Source organism: Helicobacter typhlonius (assembly GCF_001460635.1).
Lineage (GTDB): Bacteria > Campylobacterota > Campylobacteria > Campylobacterales > Helicobacteraceae > Helicobacter_C > Helicobacter_C typhlonius.
This window is the reverse complement of the sequence record NZ_LN907858.1, coordinates 1,152,276-1,172,360: the sequence shown is the minus strand read 5'-3', so window position 1 is coordinate 1,172,360 and position 20,085 is coordinate 1,152,276. Positions and strand designations below refer to the sequence as shown.

Below are 20,085 nucleotides of genomic sequence, written 5' to 3'. Positions count from 1 at the left end.
GGAGGATATATGCAAGAACTTGTTTGGCTTGTGAATATTTGCTTTACGATTTTAATGGTAGGGCTGTTTGTATGGGATTTTAGAAGCTTTGGTGAGCCTACGCATAAGGACTTTAAGGCAATTATTATGAGCACTGGTGTGCTGGGGACATTTGTGGGGATTTTTATTGGGCTTATTGGTTTTGATACGCTTGCCTTACAAGATTCTGTCCCCTTACTCTTAAATGGGCTAAAGACAGCGTTTTACACCTCTATTTTGGGTATGGGTTTGGCAATAGCACTCTCAATCACACAGAGGGTAAAGGGTATAAAAAGCGCACAAGATATGAATATGGACTATGTGGTAACGCAAATAGGACAGCTAGACCATTTGCGAGGTATTTTGGAGCTTAATAATAAGATTGTGAATCTGCCTACACTAGAGGATACACGCACATTGAATAATGAGACAAATGCACTTTTGCAAGATATTAATTCGTCTTTACAAGCGACAATCAAGCAATTAGCCTCTGGCGCTTCTAGGGAACTTATTAGTGCGCTTGAACTTGTGATTAGGGATTTTAATCATAACTTACAGAATCAATTTGGCGAAAATTTTAAGGAACTCAATAGCGCGGTGGGCAAATTACTCACTTGGCAGGAGCAATACAAGCAAAATATTGAACATACACAAGAACTTCTTACGCAAACGCATAAGGCGATGAGCGATAGTGCGAATGCAATGAATAGCACACAAAATACTTTAGAATCCATAGTAGCGCAAAATGCGAATGCTATGGCATTTTATACAAAGAGTATTGAAGTTATGGAGGATATGCGCTCTCGTGGCGAAATGCTGAATGCAAAACTGCAAGAAATCGCCACACTTGGTGCGCACGCACAGCATTGTTTGGATAGTATGGATAAATTTTTTATCACCGCTACGCAGCAAATGGGTGAACTAGAAAATACGACAAATAAGCATATTGATTTGTTAAAAAATCAGGTGGAGAGCTATTTTGCAGAGCTAGATTCACACGCTAAGGGGCAAATGGAGCATTTGGGTACATTTATTGCCCAAAGCACCGATTCGGCTAGGGAGCATATAGGCACGATTTTAGAATCTAATGCCACAGGCTTTAACTCGCATTGTAACAATCTTGTAGAGCGTAGCAGTGGGTATTTTGATGAGATTACAAATAGCGCAAGTGCGCATATCATAGCCCTTGGTAAAATGTTGGAGCAAAATATCGCGCAAAATACACAATCAAGCAATGAAAATGCGCAGGAATTTGCGCGCTTACGAGAGCATATAGCTAAAAATCACAATGCAATCGTGGAGAGTTTAGAATCTAGCCTTTCTTATCTCACTTCGCATAATGAAGTGATTATGCAGGATATGGCAAAGGATATGAAGGCTATGCAGGAGCAATACCTCACATTAGCACAAAGCAATATGGAAAGTATGCTTACTAAAGAGCAAGAGATGACAAGAGCACGGCTTGAAGCTTTGAGTGAGCTAAGTGCAAAAAGCGATGAATATGTGAATGCGCAATACGAGCAAGTGAGCGGATTTGTCAAAAAACTTGCGAGTGAGTATCTAAAAATTATACAAAAGCTTACCAAAGATTCAGTAGCCATTCCCAAAGATATGGGCGCGCAGGTGATAAAGGATTTTGGCACTTTGCAGCATAATTTACTTTCGCATTTAGGAAATCTCAATGCGCAGATTCAGCATAATAGTATGCAGCTCATTGAGCTTTATCGCAATGTGCAAAATACAATTAACGAAAACATTGAGGGCAACAAGCATTTACAAAATGAGATTAAGGATACATTCAGCACACTTGATACGCAAATGAGCGCGAGTATGGAGAATTTCAAGGAGAATTACGAGTGGTTTTTGCGCCGTGTGCGTGAAATTATCGGCTCGAGATAAGATAAAGGGCAACTATGAGAGATAATCAATGGATTAGCATTTCTGATATGATGGCAGGCATTATGATGATTTTTCTGCTTATTATGGTATCTTTTATGCTGATTACGCAAAAAACGCAAGAGGATTTGAAGATTCAAAATCAAAAGCTTTTAGAACTCAATGATGCTATGAGCAGTATTGCAAAGAATTATTCTAATTTACAGCAAGAGCTGTATGAGGCGTTACTCAAGGAGTTTGGCAAGGATTTGAAGGCGTGGGAGGCATCTATTGATGAGGATAATACGATTAGATTCAATGAACCCGAAGTGCTTTTTGATACTGGGGCAAAGCAGGTGAAAAAGCGTTTTAAGGATATTTTGGACGATTTTTTTCCACGTTATGTAAAGATTCTATCTTTGGAGAAGTTTAAGGGGAATATTGAGGAGATTCGCATAGAGGGACATACTTCACAGATTTGGTTTTCAGCTCATAGTTTAGAGGAGAGATATTTAGGAAATGCCGAACTTTCACAGGCAAGGGCATTAGAGGTGCTGAAGTATTGTTTTAATCTCACAAGCATTGATGGGTATAAAGAATGGCTCATTAAGGTTTTTCGTGCCAATGGGCTTTCTTTTGCCAAACCACTTGAGGACGATGACAAATCGCGCCGTGTGGAGTTTAGGGTCATCACAAAGGCAAATAAAGATTTGCTTAAAATCCTTGATATTAGTAAAGAATTTGAGCCAAAATAACCTATTTTTAAGCATAAAATCGGCATAATCGCCAACTTATTTTACACTTAAGGCTAAAAATGAAAAGAACTTATCAACCTCACAATACACCCAGAAAACGCACTCACGGCTTTCGCGCAAGAATGAAAACAAAAAATGGTCGCCGCGTGGTTAATGCTAGAAGAGCGAAAGGGCGCAAGAGACTTTGTGTGTAGGCTTAGTATGTATGAAGTTAGATTCACTAAAAACAAAGGCTGAATTTGACTTTATCTACAAAAATGCGAGGCGATTTTTTCATAAATCCTTTGTGCTTTATGCACTTAGAATCTCGCACTACAAACCCAAACATTTCAAAGACAAACGGATTTTAGAAGGCATAAAATCTCATCAAGCTACACTCTATCTCGGGTTAAGCATTTCGCGTAAAATCGGCAAGGCAAATAAGCGTAATCTTATCAAAAGACGCGTTAGGGCGATTGTGTATGAAAATCGTGCCACATTCGCGGATTTTATTTTTGTTTTTGTGGCAAAAGAGGGCATTACTAATGTTGATTTTGCAACTTTGAGGGCAGATATACTTTTTAGTTTTGTAAAAATTTGTGAAATGTATGCCAAAGCACCCAAAGCCCCAATGAGTAGGATAGAATCTTAAATGTGTCTTTTGTATAGAGTATCCCACATTGTGCATTATGCTGTGTGCAGTGTTTTGCATATTTTGCGCCAGATATTTATCTTAAGTGTAAGATTCTATCAAAAGAGTCTTTCATCGCTAAGTGTTGGGGCGTGTAGATATTATCCAAGCTGCTCGGAATATACTTTGTGGCTGTTATATTTTGATAATCCCTTTATTGCCTTATATAAATCATTACTACGAATTCTAAGCTGTAATCAATTTTTTGTAGGGGGTATAGCATATCCTAAGGCACGCCTCAAGTTTAAAAATATTGTGTTTGTGCGCAAAAAGGTAAAATATTGGTTTGTCCCTACCGCAAATACAAGTTTTTTAGATATAATGCGCGTTTCTAGTCAAACTTACATTATGCGAGTTTATATTATTAAATCAATTTTTTAAAGGTTATATCGATGTATCGTCCAAATGAACAAGATAGTGGCATATCACTTTCGCGCGTACTCATAGCAGTTGGTTTATCAATCGCGTTTTTTGCTGTGTATGCGTATTTTTTCCCTCAAACGCCCACTCAAGTCGCCGAGAAAACACAAGCTACTTCAAGTGAAGTGAGTGGTGCAGATGTGGCAGGTATAGAATCTCAAGATAGTATCTCATCTCCTCACACTCCTAGCAAAAGCAGTGCTACACAGGCGAGTAGCACTTCTGCGCTACCTACTTCACAACCCCTCAAACAGACTATTATCGCGCATATTCAAAGCGATGCCTTTGAAATTGAAATTGACGCATTGGGGCGGATTAAGCAAGTTTATCTTAAAGATGAGCAATTCACGCGCGGAGAACAAAAAAGCCTCTTTGGTATGGTGGGCGAGGTTTTGGGATTCAAAACTTCCCATAGAGAGGCAGTAGAAAAGCTCCCATTGTTTGATAATGGCGGACTACACACAATGGAGGTGCGCTTTAGCGATAGCAATCTTAACCAAAGAGCCTTTAATACCCCTTATACGACAAACCTTAAGCATATCGAGTTGGAAAGTGCACCGATTGAAATTGTCCTCACACAGGATCTTGACGATGTCGTGCTGACAAAATATCTTACAATACACCCAAATTTGCGTTACGATGTGCGCATAGAGCTTGATAAGCCAAATGTAGAATATTTTGTAAGCAATGGTATGCGCCCCACTGCCGACCCTGATACCTACGCATTTCGCGGTGTAGTAACGCGTAATGCCTTTGATGGCGTTTTGACAAAAATCGAGGATGGTGATGCAAGTAGTGATTATCTTGCAAAAACTGCCGTAGATATGCGTAATTCAAGCTTTATAGCAAGTGTGGATAGATATTATACAAGCCTATTTTTTACTAAGGAATCGCAAGGATTTTATGTTGTGATGAGTGGAGACAATGCACATAATCCTATGCCCTATGTGCGCTTTGAGGGGAATGCGAATTTTGCCGGATACATAGGACCAAAGATTTATAAAGAGCTACAAAGGATTGATGAGAGCCTTACTGATGTGGTAGAGTATGGGCGCATTACATTTTTTGCTAAGCCACTTTTTGTGCTGCTCGAATATTTGTATAATCTATGTGGGAATTGGGGCTGGGCGATTGTATTCTTGACGCTGATTGTGCGTATTGTGCTGTATCCTCTCACTTATCGTGGTATGATGAGTATGCAAAAACTCAAAGACTTAGCACCTAAGATGAAAGAATTGCAGACGCGTTATAAAGACGACCCGCAAAAGTTGCAAATGCATATGATGGATTTATACAAAAAACACGGAGCAAATCCGCTCGGTGGCTGTTTGCCTCTGCTCCTACAAATTCCTGTGTTTTTTGCAATCTATCGTGTGCTACATAACGCGGTGGAACTCAAAAGCTCGGAGTGGATTCTATGGATTAGCGATTTATCCGCTATCGACCCGTATTTTGTATTGCCTGTGCTTATGGGAGGGAGTATGTATATCTCTCAAAAGCTTACACCCTCAAATTTCACAGACCCAATGCAGGAAAAGATTTTCAAAATGTTGCCTATCATTTTTACAATATTTTTTATTATCTTTCCTTTTCCAGCGGGGCTCGTGCTGTATTGGACGATTAATAATGTATTTTCGATTTTCCAGCAAATGTTCTTAAATAAAATTATGGAAAAGAGAAAATTCAAAGAAATAGAGCAACATCAACATCATAATGAAACATCTCATAAACAAAAGGGGATAAAGTGAAAAAGATTGTAGAAAAAAGTTTAGAAGCGGCTTTAATCAAGGCTTCTACGGAGCTTGGTTGCTCGGTGGTTGATTTGGAATATGAAGTGGTGCAAAATTCTAGTAATGGTTTTTTGGGGCTAGGTAAGAAAGAGGCGGTTATTATTGTTGATACAAAAAATAAGACTACGCAAAAAACAGAATATGCAAAACCAAAAGAATATAAAGAATACAGCCATCATAAACCATACAAGGATTCATATAAAGATTTTGAATCTAAAGAGGTAAGAGAGCCTAAGCTTCCTAAGGAAGTGGGAGAATCTAACATAGCATCACGTACAGACTATGAGGACTATCACGCGGAGCAAGATTTTTCACAAGATATTTGGGGTAAGCAAACCCCCTCTACACAGCAAGATGATGATAATGTAGCGCAGATTCGTGCAGAAATTGAATCTTTGTTTGCGATGTTGCCATTTGAGATTGACACATTTGAAGTGCATCTTGAGGACGATAATACGCTCTCTGTCTATATTGATGGGCGTGATTGTGCGTTGCTTATTGGTGAGCGAGGTTATCGCTACAAGGCACTTTCTTACTTGCTTTTTAATTGGATTAATCCTCGATATGGTTATACATTACGCCTAGAGATCGCAGAATTTTTGAAGAATCAAGAAGAAATGATAGATGTGTATCTTAAGGATATTGTGCGGCTTGTAAGAAGCAATGGCAGGGCGCAGACAAAGACACTTGAAGGGATTCTTGTCTATATTGCGCTGAATAAATTGCGTGATATTTTCCCAGATAAATATGTCTCTGTTCGACAAAATGAGGCTGATGAAAAATACATTATCATCAATGACTTTAGACGATAGCACCATTGTTGCCATTGCCACACCTGTGGGTGTGGGGGCGATTAGCATTGTGCGACTAAGTGGTAAAAACGCTTGTGAAATTATTTTACGCCTAACACATAGAGATTCGCTTAAAGCGCGTTACGCGCATTTATGCCGTATTTATGATACACAGGGGGCGAGTATAGATGAAGCCATAGTGCTCTACTTTCCAGCTCCACGCAGCTACACGACACAAGATGTATGCGAGGTGCAGTGTCACGGCGGGATTGTGAGTGCTCGGGCGATTGTCGAGCTATGTGTATTTTTGGGTGCTAGAGTGGCAAATCCGGGGGAATTTACCAAACGCGCCTTTTTGGGTGGGCGGCTTGATTTGTCTCAAGCACAAGCGGTTGCAGGGCTGATTACCTCGCAAAGCCTCGAAGCAAATAAGATTCTAATGCGTCATCTAAAGGGCGATGTGGGAGCTTTTGTAGAGCATACAAGAGAATCTTTGCTCGAAGTCCTTGCTTTTATCGAGGTCAATATTGATTATAGCGAGGAGGTGGAGGAGGATTATAGTAATGATATACTCACTCGCTTAAAGCGCATAGAGGATACTTTGTGTAGGGTATATGAATCTTCTTTAGCACGCAGTGGGCTAGTTGATGGATTCACACTTAGCATTGTTGGTAAGCCAAATGTTGGTAAAAGTTCCCTGTTGAATGCGCTATTAAGCTATGAGCGCGCCATTGTGAGTAGCATAGAGGGGACGACTCGCGATACCATAGAGGAGAGTTTCTATGTCAATGGTGCGTTGGTGCGTATCATTGATACTGCAGGTATTCGCCAGAGCGATGATGAGATTGAGCGGCTTGGCATACAGAAGTCAATAGAGGCGTTGCAACGAAGCGATATTATCCTCGCACTTTTTGATACTTCACGTCTATTTGATGACAAGGATATGCAGGTGCTTGATATGCTCAAAAACTTTAGCGACAAGCATATACTCATTGTTTGCAATAAAGCCGACCTCCCCCAAAGTTTTGAGCAGGAGAAAATCGCGCAGTTTATAAATGCGTGTGATAAGGCTATACTTCCCACACCACTCTACATCAGCGCACACAATGATGGGGCACAGAAAGTTATAGAATCTTTGAAAGACATTATCAACACGCAAAGTGGTGATGAGAGCTTGATACTTACAACCAGCTATGCGATTGAATGCGTAAAAAATACGCTCGATTCTATATGTGAAGCAACTAAGGTGCTAAAAAGCGGTGAGTTGGAGTTATGTGCGTATCATATAAGGGACGCACTCGATTTACTTAGTCGTATTACTCATTCGTTTGAAAGTGCGGAGCTGCTCGACAAACTTTTTGGCACATTCTGCCTAGGCAAATAATGCTTGATTTTTCGCTCTCTATAATGGAGCAGAAGCGATTGTTTGGGCGCACATTGTGGCTTAAACGCGATGATTTAATCCATCCTATTTGCAATGGCAACAAGGCGAGAAAATTTGCATATTTATATGAATCTAACCCAGACTTTGCGGAGGTTACCCAGCAGTGTGGGGATTCTCACTTGAACCTTGCCCCACAGAGCGTGGATTCTTGTTTGTGTTTTACCTCGCAGGTAGATTCTCTCAATTTAGAATCTATTAAAGTCCCACATAAAACTTGGATAAGCTATGGGGGCAATCAGTCTAATGCAATGTTCGCTTTGGCTTATCTTGCTAATCTTAAAGGCGTGGCTTTTAAGTATGTAATGCCTATGCTACCACCACATTTAGAATCTTTGGGTGAGGGGGCAGATTCTCTTTTGATGCAAAATATGCAAGATTTTATACATCTCCTTTCTATGAGCGCAGATACCACGCGTGAGGAAATTGATAAGGATTTGCTTGTTAGACTTGATTTTATACGAGATTCTATAAATGCGCAAAATCTCTCGCACAAGGGCAATCTTTACTATGCGTTCAAATATGGTATGTCCGCCTTTGCCTTGCCGGTGGGGAGCAATCGCGCGAGTTTAGAATCTTATGCGAAAAAGCTTGTCGATAAAAATAGCCTTTTTATTCCACAGGGTGGAAGTGTGGAAGATGCTATGAGTGGTATGAATGCGCTTGCAGGAGAGTTAGCCCAAAGTATTGGTGGCGCACCTGTGATTTGTTGTAGTAGTGGGAGTGGAGTAGGGGTAATTGCTTTGCGCAAAGCTTTAGATAGATTCTTGCCAAAGGCTACTTTGGTGGCTCTTAATATTGCGGGGAGTGAGGCGGAGCTAAGGGCAAAGTGCAAGACGCACAATGTAGCACATATACAGATTTTGCAATCACCTTTCACATTTGCTAAACCTCACAAGGAGATATGGGCGATGAGGGCATATCTGCTAGAAAATGGAGTGAGGGCGGATTTGGTCTATGACAGCCCCGCATTTTGCCTTTTGCAAAGGCATTTAGAATCTTTCAAGCATAAGGAGATTGTGTTTATCCTCTCTGGCGGACTGCTCGGTGATATAACACAGCTTGACAGGTATGCGAGGATTCTAAAAACTCGCTTGGTTTCAAAGCATTAGTAATTTCTAGGGCTTTTATAGACAAAGTGTAAAGAGTGTGCTAGAATCGCGCTTATGTGTAGTTTGTGATATGCGTAGGTTTTTCTATGGATTCTAAATATTTTAGAATCTTAAGGTGCGTCCATAAAAATATAAAATATAAATTACGCAAAAGCTCTTCCAAAGGTTGTTTATGAAATCTCATATTCGTAATTTTTCGATTATTGCCCATATTGATCACGGCAAATCTACCCTCGCAGATAGACTCATACAGGAATGTGGGGCGGTAAGTGAGCGTGAGATGAAAGCGCAGATTATGGATACTATGGATATTGAAAAGGAGCGGGGCATTACGATTAAGGCGCAGTCTGTGCGCTTGGGCTATCCATATAAGGGGCAAGAATATATACTCAATCTCATCGATACGCCCGGGCACGTGGATTTTAGCTACGAGGTTTCGCGTTCATTAACTTCGTGCGAGGGTGCGCTGCTTGTAGTCGATGCGAGTCAGGGCGTGGAGGCGCAAACAATCGCAAATGTCTATATCGCTATGGAAAATAATCTTGAAATCGTGCCCGTGATTAATAAAATTGACTTGCCTGCCGCTGACCCCGCGCGGGTATGTGAGGATATAGAATCCACCATTGGCTTAGATTGTCAAAATGCCCTCAAGGTAAGCGCAAAAAGTGGCGAGGGTATAAAGGCTCTTATCGAGTATATCATCGAGCATATCCCCGCACCTAGTGGCGATAGTAGCGCACCTACAAAAGCGCTTATCTATGATAGCTGGTTTGATAATTATTTAGGGGCATTAGCCTTAGTGCGTTTAAAAGACGGGAATTTGCGTGTGGGGCAGGAAGTGATAATGATGAGTAACGGCAAAAAATATGAGGTGCTAAGTCTCTACTACCCCCACCCTGTGCAGAAGATTCCAACACAGCTTATAGAATGTGGCGAGATTGGCATTATCTCTCTCGGGCTAAAAACTCTAACTGATATGGCAGTGGGCGATACGATTACTGACGCAAAGACACCAACGAGCGAAGCGATAGGTGGCTTTAGACCAGCAAAACCCTTTGTATTTGCTGGAATCTACCCCATTGAGACGGATAGATTCGAGGAGTTGCGTGAGGCGTTACATAAGCTAAAGTTAAATGATTCGGCACTTAGTTTTGAGCCTGAAACAAGCGTGGCTTTAGGCTTTGGCTTCCGCGTGGGGTTTTTGGGGCTTTTGCATATGGAGGTGGTAAAGGAGCGACTCGAGCGGGAGTTTGGGCTTTCACTCATTGCTACTGCACCAACGGTTGTGTATGAAGTGTGTCTCACAGATGGCGCAAAAGTGCTTGTGCAAAATCCAAGCGAGTTACCCGAGACACAAAAAATAGAATCTATTTTCGAACCCTATGTAAGGGCGAGTATTATCACGCCGAGCGAGTATGTGGGGAATATCATCACGCTTTTGTCAAATCGTAGGGGTGTGCAGGAGAAAATGGAATACCTCACGCAATCGCGTGTTATGCTTGTGTATGCCTTGCCGAGCAACGAGATTGTAATGGATTTTTATGATAAGCTCAAATCCTGCACGAAAGGCTATGCGAGTTTTGATTATGAGCCTATTGGGTATCGGCAGGGGGATTTGGTGCGCCTTGATATACGCGTGGCGGGAGAGGTTGTCGATGCGCTCTCCATTATTGTGGATAAGTCAAAAAGCTACGAAAAGGGTAGGGCATTGGTAGAATCTATGAAAGAAATTGTTCCGCGACAGCTTTTTGAGGTGGCAATTCAAGCGAGTGTGGGAAGCAAGATTATTGCGCGGGAAACAATCAAATCTATGGGTAAAAATGTAACCGCAAAATGCTATGGTGGGGATATAACGCGTAAGAGAAAATTGCTAGAGAAGCAAAAAGAGGGCAAAAAAAGAATGAAAGCCATAGGGCGCGTGGAGCTACCACAGGAGGCATTCCTAGCCGTGCTTAAGATTGACAGCTAGAGACAAGAAGCGCGATAATGACGCATAAGCCTAAACTCACTATTATTATGCCAACCTACAATAGGGAGGCTTATATAAGGGACGCGCTAGATTCTATTTTGATGCAAGAGTGTAGCTATTTGTATGAAATTATCATCGCCGATGACTACTCAAGCGATGATTCACTATATATTACTAAGGAGTATCAAAGTAAGCATAAGGACAAGATAAGAATCCTTACTTCTGCGCATAATCAAAAGCTTTTTAAAAATATCTCGCGCGTGTATGCGGATATAAAAAGCGAGTATTTTTGCGTTTTAGACCCTGATGATTTTTGGATAGATAGGCACAAGATTCAAAAGGCAATTGATTTTTTAGAATCTCATAAAGATTTTAGTATGTATTTTGGCAATACGGCTTACAAATACGAGGTAGAGACACATAGCCAAGACCCCGAGCAGCACTTTAGGGATTGCAAACCTCACATTACCGATTTTGCTGCACTCCTTGATAAGCGTAGAATGTTTCCGCATACTTCGAGCGTAATATATCGAAATGTCGTCTTTTGTAATGGACTGCCGCAGCAGCTTTTAAATGTGAGCGCAGACAACGAGATTACCTTTCGTGGCGATACTTTCCGCAATGTTGTGCATTTGCAAAAAGGTAAGGCGTATTATTCTGGCGAGGTAGATTCTGTGTATAGAATTGTCTCAAGCGGGATTTGGACTTCTCTTAGCGCATATGAGCGTGTTTTGATAAATGCGATGTTTTGGCGCGATATGTGGCTGTATTTTGACAAAAAATATCCGCAATTTTTGCTTTTTTCGCAAAAAGGGTATATGAGGTATAGCCCTACTCAATTTATCGCTGGGGAGGGGGAGCTAGAGATAAAAAGAAAAATATCACAATGCGAGGAGCTAGAGGCTACATATAAAAGTCATAAGCACGAGTTAGAGCAAATCGCCTTGCAAGGTGCAAATCTCAAGGATAGAATCTTTTTTACTCTGTATAGGGTTTTAGGCAAAAAACTTCGCAAGAAAGGATTTGTTAATGGTTGAAAAGGATTCTATAATGGAGGGTTGCTTGATAGTCTCTCTTACATCATATCCGCTTAGAATCCCAACTCTGCATTACACGCTTTATTCGCTTTTTACTCAAACGCTAAAACCTCATAAGATTATCCTTTGGCTCTCACGCGATGAGTTTTTATATAAAGAAAAGGATTTACCACAAAGTGTGCTAAGATTCACAAACTATGGCTTACAGATAAGGTGGTGCGAGGGGAATATCAAATCCTATAAAAAGCTTATACCTACTCTGCGAGAATATGCGGATTGTATTATCGTAACTGCAGATGATGATGTATGCTATCCACACGATTGGCTTTTGCGCCTGTATAGTGCGTATAAAACTGCGCCGCAGTATATCCACTGCCACCGTGCACATAGGATTATTTTTGATGAAAATGGCGAAATCCTGCCTTATATGAAATGGCAACTTAGAATCTCACACAAACACACTTACCCTTCATTTTTAAATTTTTTCACAGGCGTAGGCGGTGTGTTGTATCCACCTCATTGTCTTTATAACGATGTATTAAAAGAGGAGCTGTTTTTGCGCCTCGCCCCTTTACAAGATGATTTTTGGTTTTTTGCTATGGCATTATTGAATGGTGTGAAAATTAATGTGGTTAAGGATAATTACACGGAGTTTGAAAGCTATGTTGATACAAGCGTTACAGGTGCGCTGTGGTTGCAGAATGCAAAGAGTGCAAATGATGAGGTGCTCTCATTACTTTTGGCGCATTATCCGCAGTTACGAGAGAGGATTAAGGCTTGATAGTGATGAGGTTGCATTTTCTTTTGAAAGATAAGAAATTTATAGAATCTTGCTAAAATGCCGCGTAAAACAAAGCAAGAATCAAAAAAGAGGTTTGTTTATGGAGCAGATTCCATTTCTTGATGTGAGGGCGATTAATGCGCGATTTGCAGATGAGTTTGAATCTGCCTTTAGTGCGGTGCTCAAAAGTGGTTGGTATATTTTGGGGGAGCAGTATAAAGGCTTTACACGCGAGTTTAGCGCGTATTGTGGCACGAAGTATAGCGTGGGCTGTGCGAATGGCTTAGACGCATTGCGCCTTAGCATTAAGGCTTTGGGATTTGGTAGCGGCGATGAGATTATTGTCCCGGCAAATACTTACATCGCCTCAATTTTAGCCATTACCGATAATGGCTGCACGCCTGTGTTTGTCGAGCCAAAACTTACAACTTATAATATTGATGTGGATTTGATAGAGGCGCATATCACGAAACGCACGAAAGCAATACTTGTCGTTCATCTCTATGGACAGGCGGTGAATATGCAAAAGGTGTGGGATTTGGCGCGAAAATATCATTTGAAGGTGATTGAGGATTGCGCACAGGCACACGGAGCGATATATCAGGGTAAAAGAGTAGGGAATCTTGGCGATGTGGGCGCATTTTCGTTTTTTCCGGGGAAGAATCTTGGTGCGCTGGGCGATGGTGGCTGTGTAGTTACAAATGATGAGGATTTAATGTATAAAATCCACGCGCTGGGGAATTATGGCTCACATATCAAGTATGAAAATCTTTATAAGGGGCTAAATTCTCGGCTCGATGAGGTGCAGGCGGCATTTTTGCGTATTAAACTTAAAGTCCTTGATAGCGATAATCAAAGGCGATGTGAAATCGCAAAGGCTTATAGGGAGCAGATTTTTAATCCTTATATCGTGCTTCCGCAAGTGTTAAACGAGGAGGGCGCAGTGTGGCATCTCTTTATTGTAAGGAGCGAAAATCGCACAAAATTGCAGGAGCATTTAAGTGCAAATGGTATTCAAACGCTTATTCACTATCCTATACCACCGCATAAGCAAGAAGCCTACAAAGAGTATAATCATCTCTCTTTGCCTATCACAGAGCGTATTCATAAAGAGGTGCTATCCTTGCCTATAAGCCCGGTGATGAGTGAAGCGCAAGTGCAGCGAGTGATAGAATCTGTCAATGTGTTTAAGCCGTAAAAATTAAAAAAGGAGAGGGAATGGAATATAAAGTTGTGTAGATTATGGGGGGGGGGACTAGGCAATCAAATGTTTCAATACGCCTTTGCAAAGGCATTACAAAAACATTTGCAAATACCAATTTTGCTTGATAAAAGCTGGTATGATAAGCCAAAATACGCAAAAATGTTGAGCCTAGATATTTTTCATATGGATTTAGCCTGTGTGACAAAGGCTCAAATTATTGAAGCCCTAAAGCACCCAAACATAGCAAACCTGACAGAATCTAGGGCGTTTGAGCGCAAACCGAAAATCCTAAGGAGCATTATGAAACGACTAGGCTATGCAAAGCCGACTTTTTCCTTACCACCTTTTGATGAGTATGATGAGGAGTATCTCAAGCCAAATGATATTACTTATTTTTGTGGCTATTTTCAAAATCAGCAATATTATCAAAATATTGATGACTATATTAAAGAATCATTATCCCCCCCCCCATTAAAAGTCTAGAAAATTTACCTAAGCTCGAGCAGATTCTAAAGAGTAAAAATAGCATTTTTATTCACATTAGGCGAGGAGATTATACAGGGCTTTCGTGGCAGCTTGATACGAGTTATTATAAAAAAAATGCGCGGTAAATTTTCTAGCAAAGATTCTATGTAGAATCGAGCAGGGGCAAGGCATTTGACATTTTTATAGGTTTTTAAAGCATATAAAATCTGTTGTCGCTTTTAGCACCATTTTTGCCATTGAGAGAAACCTGCTGTGTGGAAAAGTTTAAGAAAAAATTAAAAAATTGCTAAAATATCGCGTCTTGGGTATTTTAAATGCTTTTTTAATCTCTTAAAATATTTTTGAGATATTGAGTAGTGGCACGCCCGAAGGGAGTCGAACCCCTAACCCCCAGATCCGAAGTCTGGTGCTCTATCCAATTGAGCTACGAACGCAAAAAAATAAAAGGATTTTATGGGGTGGGTGATGGGGTTCGAACCCACGACCCTCAGAGCCACAACCTGATGCTCTAACCAGCTGAGCTACACCCACCATAAAAAAGAAGAATGGTCGGGGCGAAAGGATTCGAACCTTCGACCCCTTGGTCCCAAACCAAGTGCGCTAACCAGACTGCGCTACGCCCCGACATAAAAGCGTGTATTATAATATAACTCCTAAGGCTTTGTCAATATTTTTATATTGAATAGTTCTTGCTATCAAGATCCTAAGAATATATCAAGTGCGAAACGCAGCTTATCTGCAGAAAGATATATGCACTCTTGCTGTGGGTGCATTGAAGTATCTTGCGTATCGCCGATGAGATAGGAGTATTGGCATTTTTGAGCAAGTGCGACAAATTGCGGACAGCGGTTGTGGTAATATTGAGGAAAAATCTCTAGCACTTTGGTTTGCTCCTTGGCAAATACAAGATTTTCTAGTGCTGCTCCGTGAGGGCTTACAACATATGCTGCCTCCCTGATTGTATGTATTTGCTCTTCCACACTAAGAGAATCTGGCATAATAATTTCAAATCCATACTCCCTCATCACTTTTTCTATCTCTTGGTGATTTGTAAAATTACGATTAGAATGAGCTGGACGTGCAAGAAAGATTTTTCTTGTGGGTTTTAGTGTATGCGTGATAGAGAGTGTTTTATGAAATAGCTCCTTATGCATTGTGTAGGTAAAAAGTGGCAAAATATGTGAGTCAAAATGCGTATATTTGCGGTATTCAAGGATTTCATAGTCTGCAAGGAGTGTAGGGATAATCAATTCTTTTGCACGGATAAGTTTGCGTGTGTGTGAGGGGATAATGCGCTTTATATCGATATTAAGCAGTTGATATACTTGTTTGTGAAATGGCATTTCAAGTGGCAAAATATAGAAATCCGGCTCTTTTTTGGCAAGTTTAAGCTGATAGTATTCTGCGAGTGTTTCATTTAAGAAATGATAATAATTATTTGCCACCTCTCGTGTCAAAAGTGCGACTGAAGTATTATACCGCTTGGCAAAAAGAGATTTTGTATAAAAAGAAAACCATTGCTTTATGAGATAAATGTAACTCAGTGTGCGTTTTATGAGATAAATATAATTCTTTATGTTGCTTGTGTTAGATAGGGGAGGACTAAAGGGGTGTCTGCGGAATGGAGTGTGATCTATGAGTGCTTTTTTACTCCTAGTAAATACGATTTCTTGGTGCGTGTAGGCGTAGGCGTAAGGGAGGATTCTAACTTTACATTCAAGTGTGTGGTGCGTATAGGCACGAAAAAAGCGACTAAGTTTTCCAAAAATATCACGAAAAATGAAATATTCATCTGTGAAATTTTGCAAATTATCGTTTTCATCTTGCTCCCCCCCCCCCTCCGTTAAATGATTAGAATCTGAAAGTTTTATAATGCCTTTTTGGCTTACAAAAAGATGTTGTGATTCATATACAGGTATTTCAAGTGAGATTTCACCATTTGCGAGTGCTTGTTGGTAAGTTGTTGTTTTCATTGTTTTCCTTTTTTATTGTGAAGTGTATAGCACATTTTAAGAGCTTTTTGAGTATGCGCTGATGGGCGGCTTTATATCAAATACAATCTCAAAATTTATGAGGTGGGTAATGAGATTTAAACCTTTTTCAACCCTAAACCAAGTGATGGTATTATAATACAACGCTACTTTTTTTTCAAGGATTGCAGAGACTTAGAATGTTGCGTATGCTAGGCAACAGCTATTAAACACATTTTTTTGTAACGCAGTGCGAATGCTTACTAGGTATTTGTCTATCAAATTTGCTATAATGCACCCTCAATATGTTTTTATTAAAGGACTATAAGGATTCATTATGGAGCTAGATATAAGCTTGTATGCGCTTGGTGCTTTGGTGCTTGTAGCATTTGTAGCTGGGTGTATTGACGCAATAGCAGGTGGTGGTGGTATGATTACAATTCCCGCTCTGCTTATGGCTGGAATCCCTCCGCTTGAAGCACTTGGGACGAATAAACTTCAAAGCAGTTTTGGCAGTTTTGGTGCGAGCGTGCATTTTTATAAACGAGGGCATATTGAGCTAAAAAAATATTTCCCTTTTGTGATTGTTGTTTTTTGTGCCTCTATGCTTGGAAGTCTCTGTGTGCAGAGCTTTGAAGTTGATTTTTTGCGTAAATGTATCCCGTTTTTGCTTATCCTCTTTGCGTTCTATTTTCTTTTTTCTCCAAAAATTACGCAGGATTCACAAAACATTGTATTGATTGGGGTTTTTCCACTTGCGTTTATTCTAGGGGCGATTGGCTTTTATGATGGTTTCTTTGGTCCCGGGACAGGCTCGTTTTTTATGTTAGCACTCATCACGCTTGGTGGATTCAATTTGCTTTGCTCTCTTGCCCACGCAAAACTTTTTAATTTTGCCACAAATCTCGCCTCTGTGATTATCTTTGCACTAGGAGGGAAGATTTTGTGGATTGTGGGCTTATGTATGGCGTTGGGGCAGTTTGTGGGAGCGAATGTAGGCTCACATCTTGCCATTGGCTATGGTGTGCGTATCATTAAGCCTTTGGTGGTGATTGTATCACTTTGTGCAAGTGCGAATCTACTTTATAAAGAATATTTTTAATTCACTTTGATTTCATACTTTTGTTTTAAGATTCATAATGTCTTTCAAAGACAATTCTTTATTGAGGAGTTTATGATGAAGTGTATAAAAAGATGCGGAATGACTTTGGCTTTGCTCTGCTGTGGCGGATTATTTAGCGCACTTAGTGCAGCAGATTTTAGCAAAAAAAGTGATGATGAGTTGATTAAACTTTCAGGCAGCGTGAAGGCGGTGGATTTTCCTGACTATAAAATTGAAATTGCAAAGCGCATAAAGCAAAAGAGCGACAAAGACGCCCAGGTATTCAAGGAAGAACTTAAGGCACAATACGAGAAGGCTACCGAAAATATGAAAGTCAAGGAATTGAGAGAGTATAGAAAGGCGACAGGCGAGGCGATGAAAAAGCGTGTATCTACAATGAGCAAAAAGGAGCGAAAAGAGCTTGGATTCTGTGAGGTAAAGGACAAAAAAGATAAAAATGCGAAAAAAGGCAAAGATTGTCATAAAACTTGCAGATTCTAAAAAGTAATTGATAATGCCTCTAAGATTTTATCGTAAAACTTAGAGGTGGCTATAAATACAAAATTTTAGAATCTAAAAAAATGCAAAAATGTGTAAAATAATGTGAGCTTTCAAGCAAAAATATAAAATCTAAAAAGTGCAAAGAGGAAGGAGAAATGTCAGCTAAAATTTTGCTACTTGAAGATGACTTTGTACTATCTGAAATTCTGCTAGAATTTTTACAAGAGCAGGGCTATGAAGTAAAATTGTATGATAATGCCAAAGAGGCGCAAGATGAGGCGTATGAGCAATATTTTGATTTGTGGATTTTAGATGTGAAAGTGCCCTTTGGCAATGGCTTTACTATGCTCAAGGAGCTACGGGAGTGTGGCAAGAAAACACCAGCGATTTTTATTACCTCACTTGATAGGGTAAGCGATTTGCAAAGTGGCTATCAGGCGGGTTGTGATGATTATCTCAAAAAACCCTTTGAACTCTTAGAATTGCAATATCGCATAAGCACATTACTTAAGCGCTCGTTTTCGCATACACAGCAAGACTATATCTTTTTATCAAATGGCTTCAAATTTGGCATTATCACACAATTACTCTATGATAAAGATGAAGCGATTGTTCCGCTTACGCAAAAAGAGATTCTGCTTTTATCGCTCTTATTGCAGCACAAGGGCAAATATGTGTCTCAAGAAGTGATTTTTGATACATTATGGGGGTATAATCAAAACCCTAGTGAGATGAGTCTGCGCGCATATGTGAAGAATCTGCGTAAGCTTTTGGGTAAGGATAGCATTGTGAATCAGCGCGGATACGGGTATTGTTATATCGAAAGCATAAACGAGGCACACAATGGATAATGCAAAAAAGGCGATTATTAAGATTTTGTGTTTATATCTTGGCACAAGCGGGGTGTTTCTCTGCCTTTTCTTTGGTTTTTTGTATGCAAAAGAGAGTCGGCATTTACTCGCCCAGCAGATAAGCAAATTGCGTGAAATGAGCCTTGAGGTGTATGATATTTTATACACAAATAAAGATGATTTGTCACTTGCTCTTGCTCAAATAGAATCTAATATCACCTACCCCATAGCAATTTATCATCACAAGGGGCAGGTTATCTATAATAGCCTAGAAAGCCCTTTGAGTGAAAATGAGCGTGCAGATGGTATTGCGATTCGCGGCGATAAGGTTATTATCGAGCCTTCAATGCACGAGTATTCTCCTAAGCCTTTGCATAGACAAAAGAAGCGAGATGAGACAAAAAAGCAAGGCAAAGATTCAAATAAAGTAGGTTTAGAGGATACAAAAGATAAAAATACCAAACTTCATAAGCTTTATAAGAGCCCACGTTATCAAGTTTTTATACAAGATGATAGTTTAGATTCTGATATGTTGTTTTTGCGCCTTAGACTTATTGCATATTTTCTTTTATCATTTTTTGCGATGGGAGTTATCGCTTATTTTCTCGTGCGTCTCTCGCTTAAGCCTATGCGTGAAAAAATCGATTTGCTTAATAGCTTTATCAAGGATTCTACGCACGAGATAAACACGCCTTTAAGCATTATTTTGATGAGTATAGAGACTTTACAGAGGGATAATCTCACCCAGTCGCAGATTCAAAAAATTGAACGCATTAAACTTGCCTCAAAGAGTTTAAGTCATTTGTATAAAGACTTGGTCGCGTATAATTTTCCCCACACTATTAGTGATAAAAATGAGAATCTTGCATTGCATTTGCTTTTACAGGAGCGATTAGAGTATTTTACGCCATTTTTTGAACAAAAATCCATTGTGGTGCAAAGCAGATTAGAGGAGAGATTTATCAATGCAAGTGCGGAGAAAATCACCTGCGTAGTTGATAATTTATTGCATAATGCTATTAAATACAACAAAAAAGGTGGCAAAATTCACATTGTGCTAAGGGAAGGTTTTTTAAGTATTAGTGATAGTGGCTGTGGCATAAATGAAAAAGAGTGTAAAAAGATTTTTGAACGATATGTGCGCTGCAATGACTTTCAAGGCGGCTTTGGCATAGGCTTGACGCTTATTAAGCGCATTTGTGATGAATATCATATTGATATTGAGGTGCAGAGCGAAGTAGGGGAGGGAAGCTGCTTCACACTTTTGTGGGATAATACAAAAAATCTCAAGTAATGATAATGTAAAAAAAGA

The 20,085-nt window shown here is 40.0% G+C and carries 19 protein-coding genes and 3 tRNA genes; 18 read left to right on the top strand and 4 right to left on the bottom strand.

Annotated elements, in window-relative coordinates:
* Positions 1-9 precede the first annotated feature (9 nt).
* The 14 genes from BN2458_RS05815 (at position 10) to BN2458_RS05750 (ending at position 14,346) form a co-directional block, all read left to right on the top strand.
* A complete protein-coding gene (locus tag BN2458_RS05815) occupies positions 10-1,917 on the top strand; it encodes a hypothetical protein (RefSeq protein WP_034342059.1) in 1,908 nt (635 codons plus the stop codon).
* Positions 1,918-1,931: 14 nt separating this feature from the next.
* On the top strand, positions 1,932-2,648 hold the full coding sequence (locus BN2458_RS05810) for an OmpA/MotB family protein (RefSeq protein WP_034327589.1): 717 nt from the start codon (positions 1,932-1,934) through the stop codon (positions 2,646-2,648).
* A gap of 59 nt (positions 2,649-2,707) precedes the next feature.
* Complete coding sequence (gene rpmH / locus BN2458_RS05805; protein ID WP_034342058.1) at positions 2,708-2,842, top strand: 50S ribosomal protein L34; 135 nt, start codon at positions 2,708-2,710, stop codon at positions 2,840-2,842.
* Positions 2,843-2,853: 11 nt separating this feature from the next.
* Positions 2,854-3,279 (top strand): ribonuclease P protein component, encoded by a 426-nt coding sequence (rnpA, locus tag BN2458_RS05800; RefSeq protein WP_034342057.1) that lies wholly within the window; start codon positions 2,854-2,856, stop codon positions 3,277-3,279.
* A complete protein-coding gene (gene yidD, locus BN2458_RS05795; protein WP_081951328.1) occupies positions 3,280-3,699 on the top strand; it encodes a membrane protein insertion efficiency factor YidD in 420 nt (139 codons plus the stop codon).
* A gap of 11 nt (positions 3,700-3,710) precedes the next feature.
* Positions 3,711-5,486 carry a membrane protein insertase YidC gene (yidC, locus tag BN2458_RS05790; RefSeq protein WP_034327597.1) on the top strand — a complete coding sequence of 592 codons (1,776 nt, stop codon included), beginning with the start codon at positions 3,711-3,713 and terminating at the stop codon, positions 5,484-5,486.
* On the top strand, positions 5,483-6,340 hold the full coding sequence (locus BN2458_RS05785) for a Jag N-terminal domain-containing protein (protein ID WP_034327598.1): 858 nt from the start codon (positions 5,483-5,485) through the stop codon (positions 6,338-6,340). The genes yidC and BN2458_RS05785 overlap by 4 nt, the downstream gene beginning before the upstream one ends.
* Positions 6,303-7,703: a tRNA uridine-5-carboxymethylaminomethyl(34) synthesis GTPase MnmE gene (mnmE, locus tag BN2458_RS05780; RefSeq protein ID WP_034327599.1), complete on the top strand. Its 1,401-nt coding sequence runs from the start codon at positions 6,303-6,305 to the stop codon at positions 7,701-7,703. Before BN2458_RS05785 ends, mnmE begins: the two co-directional genes overlap by 38 nt.
* Positions 7,703-8,872, top strand: a complete 1,170-nt coding sequence (locus BN2458_RS10400; RefSeq protein WP_052082024.1) for a hypothetical protein — start codon at positions 7,703-7,705, stop codon at positions 8,870-8,872. Before mnmE ends, BN2458_RS10400 begins: the two co-directional genes overlap by 1 nt.
* 172 nt (positions 8,873-9,044) lie before the next feature.
* Positions 9,045-10,841 carry a translation elongation factor 4 gene (lepA, locus tag BN2458_RS05770; protein ID WP_034327600.1) on the top strand — a complete coding sequence of 599 codons (1,797 nt, stop codon included), beginning with the start codon at positions 9,045-9,047 and terminating at the stop codon, positions 10,839-10,841.
* 17 nt (positions 10,842-10,858) lie between these two features.
* Positions 10,859-11,878 (top strand): glycosyltransferase family 2 protein, encoded by a 1,020-nt coding sequence (locus tag BN2458_RS05765; protein ID WP_034327601.1) that lies wholly within the window; start codon positions 10,859-10,861, stop codon positions 11,876-11,878.
* A complete protein-coding gene (locus tag BN2458_RS05760; RefSeq protein WP_052082023.1) occupies positions 11,871-12,659 on the top strand; it encodes a hypothetical protein in 789 nt (262 codons plus the stop codon). The genes BN2458_RS05765 and BN2458_RS05760 overlap by 8 nt, the downstream gene beginning before the upstream one ends.
* Before the next feature lie 100 nt (positions 12,660-12,759).
* A complete protein-coding gene (locus BN2458_RS05755) occupies positions 12,760-13,857 on the top strand; it encodes a DegT/DnrJ/EryC1/StrS family aminotransferase (RefSeq protein WP_034327602.1) in 1,098 nt (365 codons plus the stop codon).
* 69 nt (positions 13,858-13,926) lie between these two features.
* Entirely contained in the window at positions 13,927-14,346 is a 420-nt protein-coding gene (locus BN2458_RS05750; protein WP_034342056.1) for a hypothetical protein, read from the top strand.
* Positions 14,347-14,706: 360 nt separating this feature from the next.
* Here the strand turns inward: BN2458_RS05750 and BN2458_RS05745 are convergent.
* From BN2458_RS05745 to BN2458_RS05730, 4 genes are all read right to left on the bottom strand, one after another.
* Positions 14,707-14,783 (bottom strand) — tRNA-Arg (locus BN2458_RS05745).
* Between the two features lie 20 nt (positions 14,784-14,803).
* Positions 14,804-14,880: transfer RNA gene (locus BN2458_RS05740), tRNA-His, on the bottom strand.
* Between the two features lie 15 nt (positions 14,881-14,895).
* A tRNA-Pro gene (locus BN2458_RS05735) sits at positions 14,896-14,973 on the bottom strand.
* A gap of 71 nt (positions 14,974-15,044) precedes the next feature.
* Positions 15,045-16,322 (bottom strand): glycosyltransferase family 61 protein, encoded by a 1,278-nt coding sequence (locus tag BN2458_RS05730; RefSeq protein WP_058122062.1) that lies wholly within the window; start codon positions 16,320-16,322, stop codon positions 15,045-15,047.
* A 334-nt stretch (positions 16,323-16,656) separates the two neighbouring features.
* Here BN2458_RS05730 and BN2458_RS05725 point away from each other — a divergent pair, with 334 nt between their 5' ends.
* From BN2458_RS05725 to BN2458_RS05710, 4 genes are all read left to right on the top strand, one after another.
* A complete protein-coding gene (locus tag BN2458_RS05725; RefSeq protein WP_034326085.1) occupies positions 16,657-17,421 on the top strand; it encodes a TSUP family transporter in 765 nt (254 codons plus the stop codon).
* A gap of 75 nt (positions 17,422-17,496) precedes the next feature.
* Positions 17,497-17,922 carry a DUF1104 domain-containing protein gene (locus BN2458_RS05720; protein ID WP_052082111.1) on the top strand — a complete coding sequence of 142 codons (426 nt, stop codon included), beginning with the start codon at positions 17,497-17,499 and terminating at the stop codon, positions 17,920-17,922.
* A gap of 155 nt (positions 17,923-18,077) precedes the next feature.
* Positions 18,078-18,773, top strand: coding sequence for a response regulator transcription factor (locus tag BN2458_RS05715; RefSeq protein ID WP_034326083.1), 696 nt, complete (start codon positions 18,078-18,080; stop codon positions 18,771-18,773).
* Positions 18,766-20,067, top strand: coding sequence for a sensor histidine kinase (locus tag BN2458_RS05710; RefSeq protein ID WP_034326082.1), 1,302 nt, complete (start codon positions 18,766-18,768; stop codon positions 20,065-20,067). Before BN2458_RS05715 ends, BN2458_RS05710 begins: the two co-directional genes overlap by 8 nt.
* The last annotated feature ends 18 nt before the right edge of the window (positions 20,068-20,085 follow it).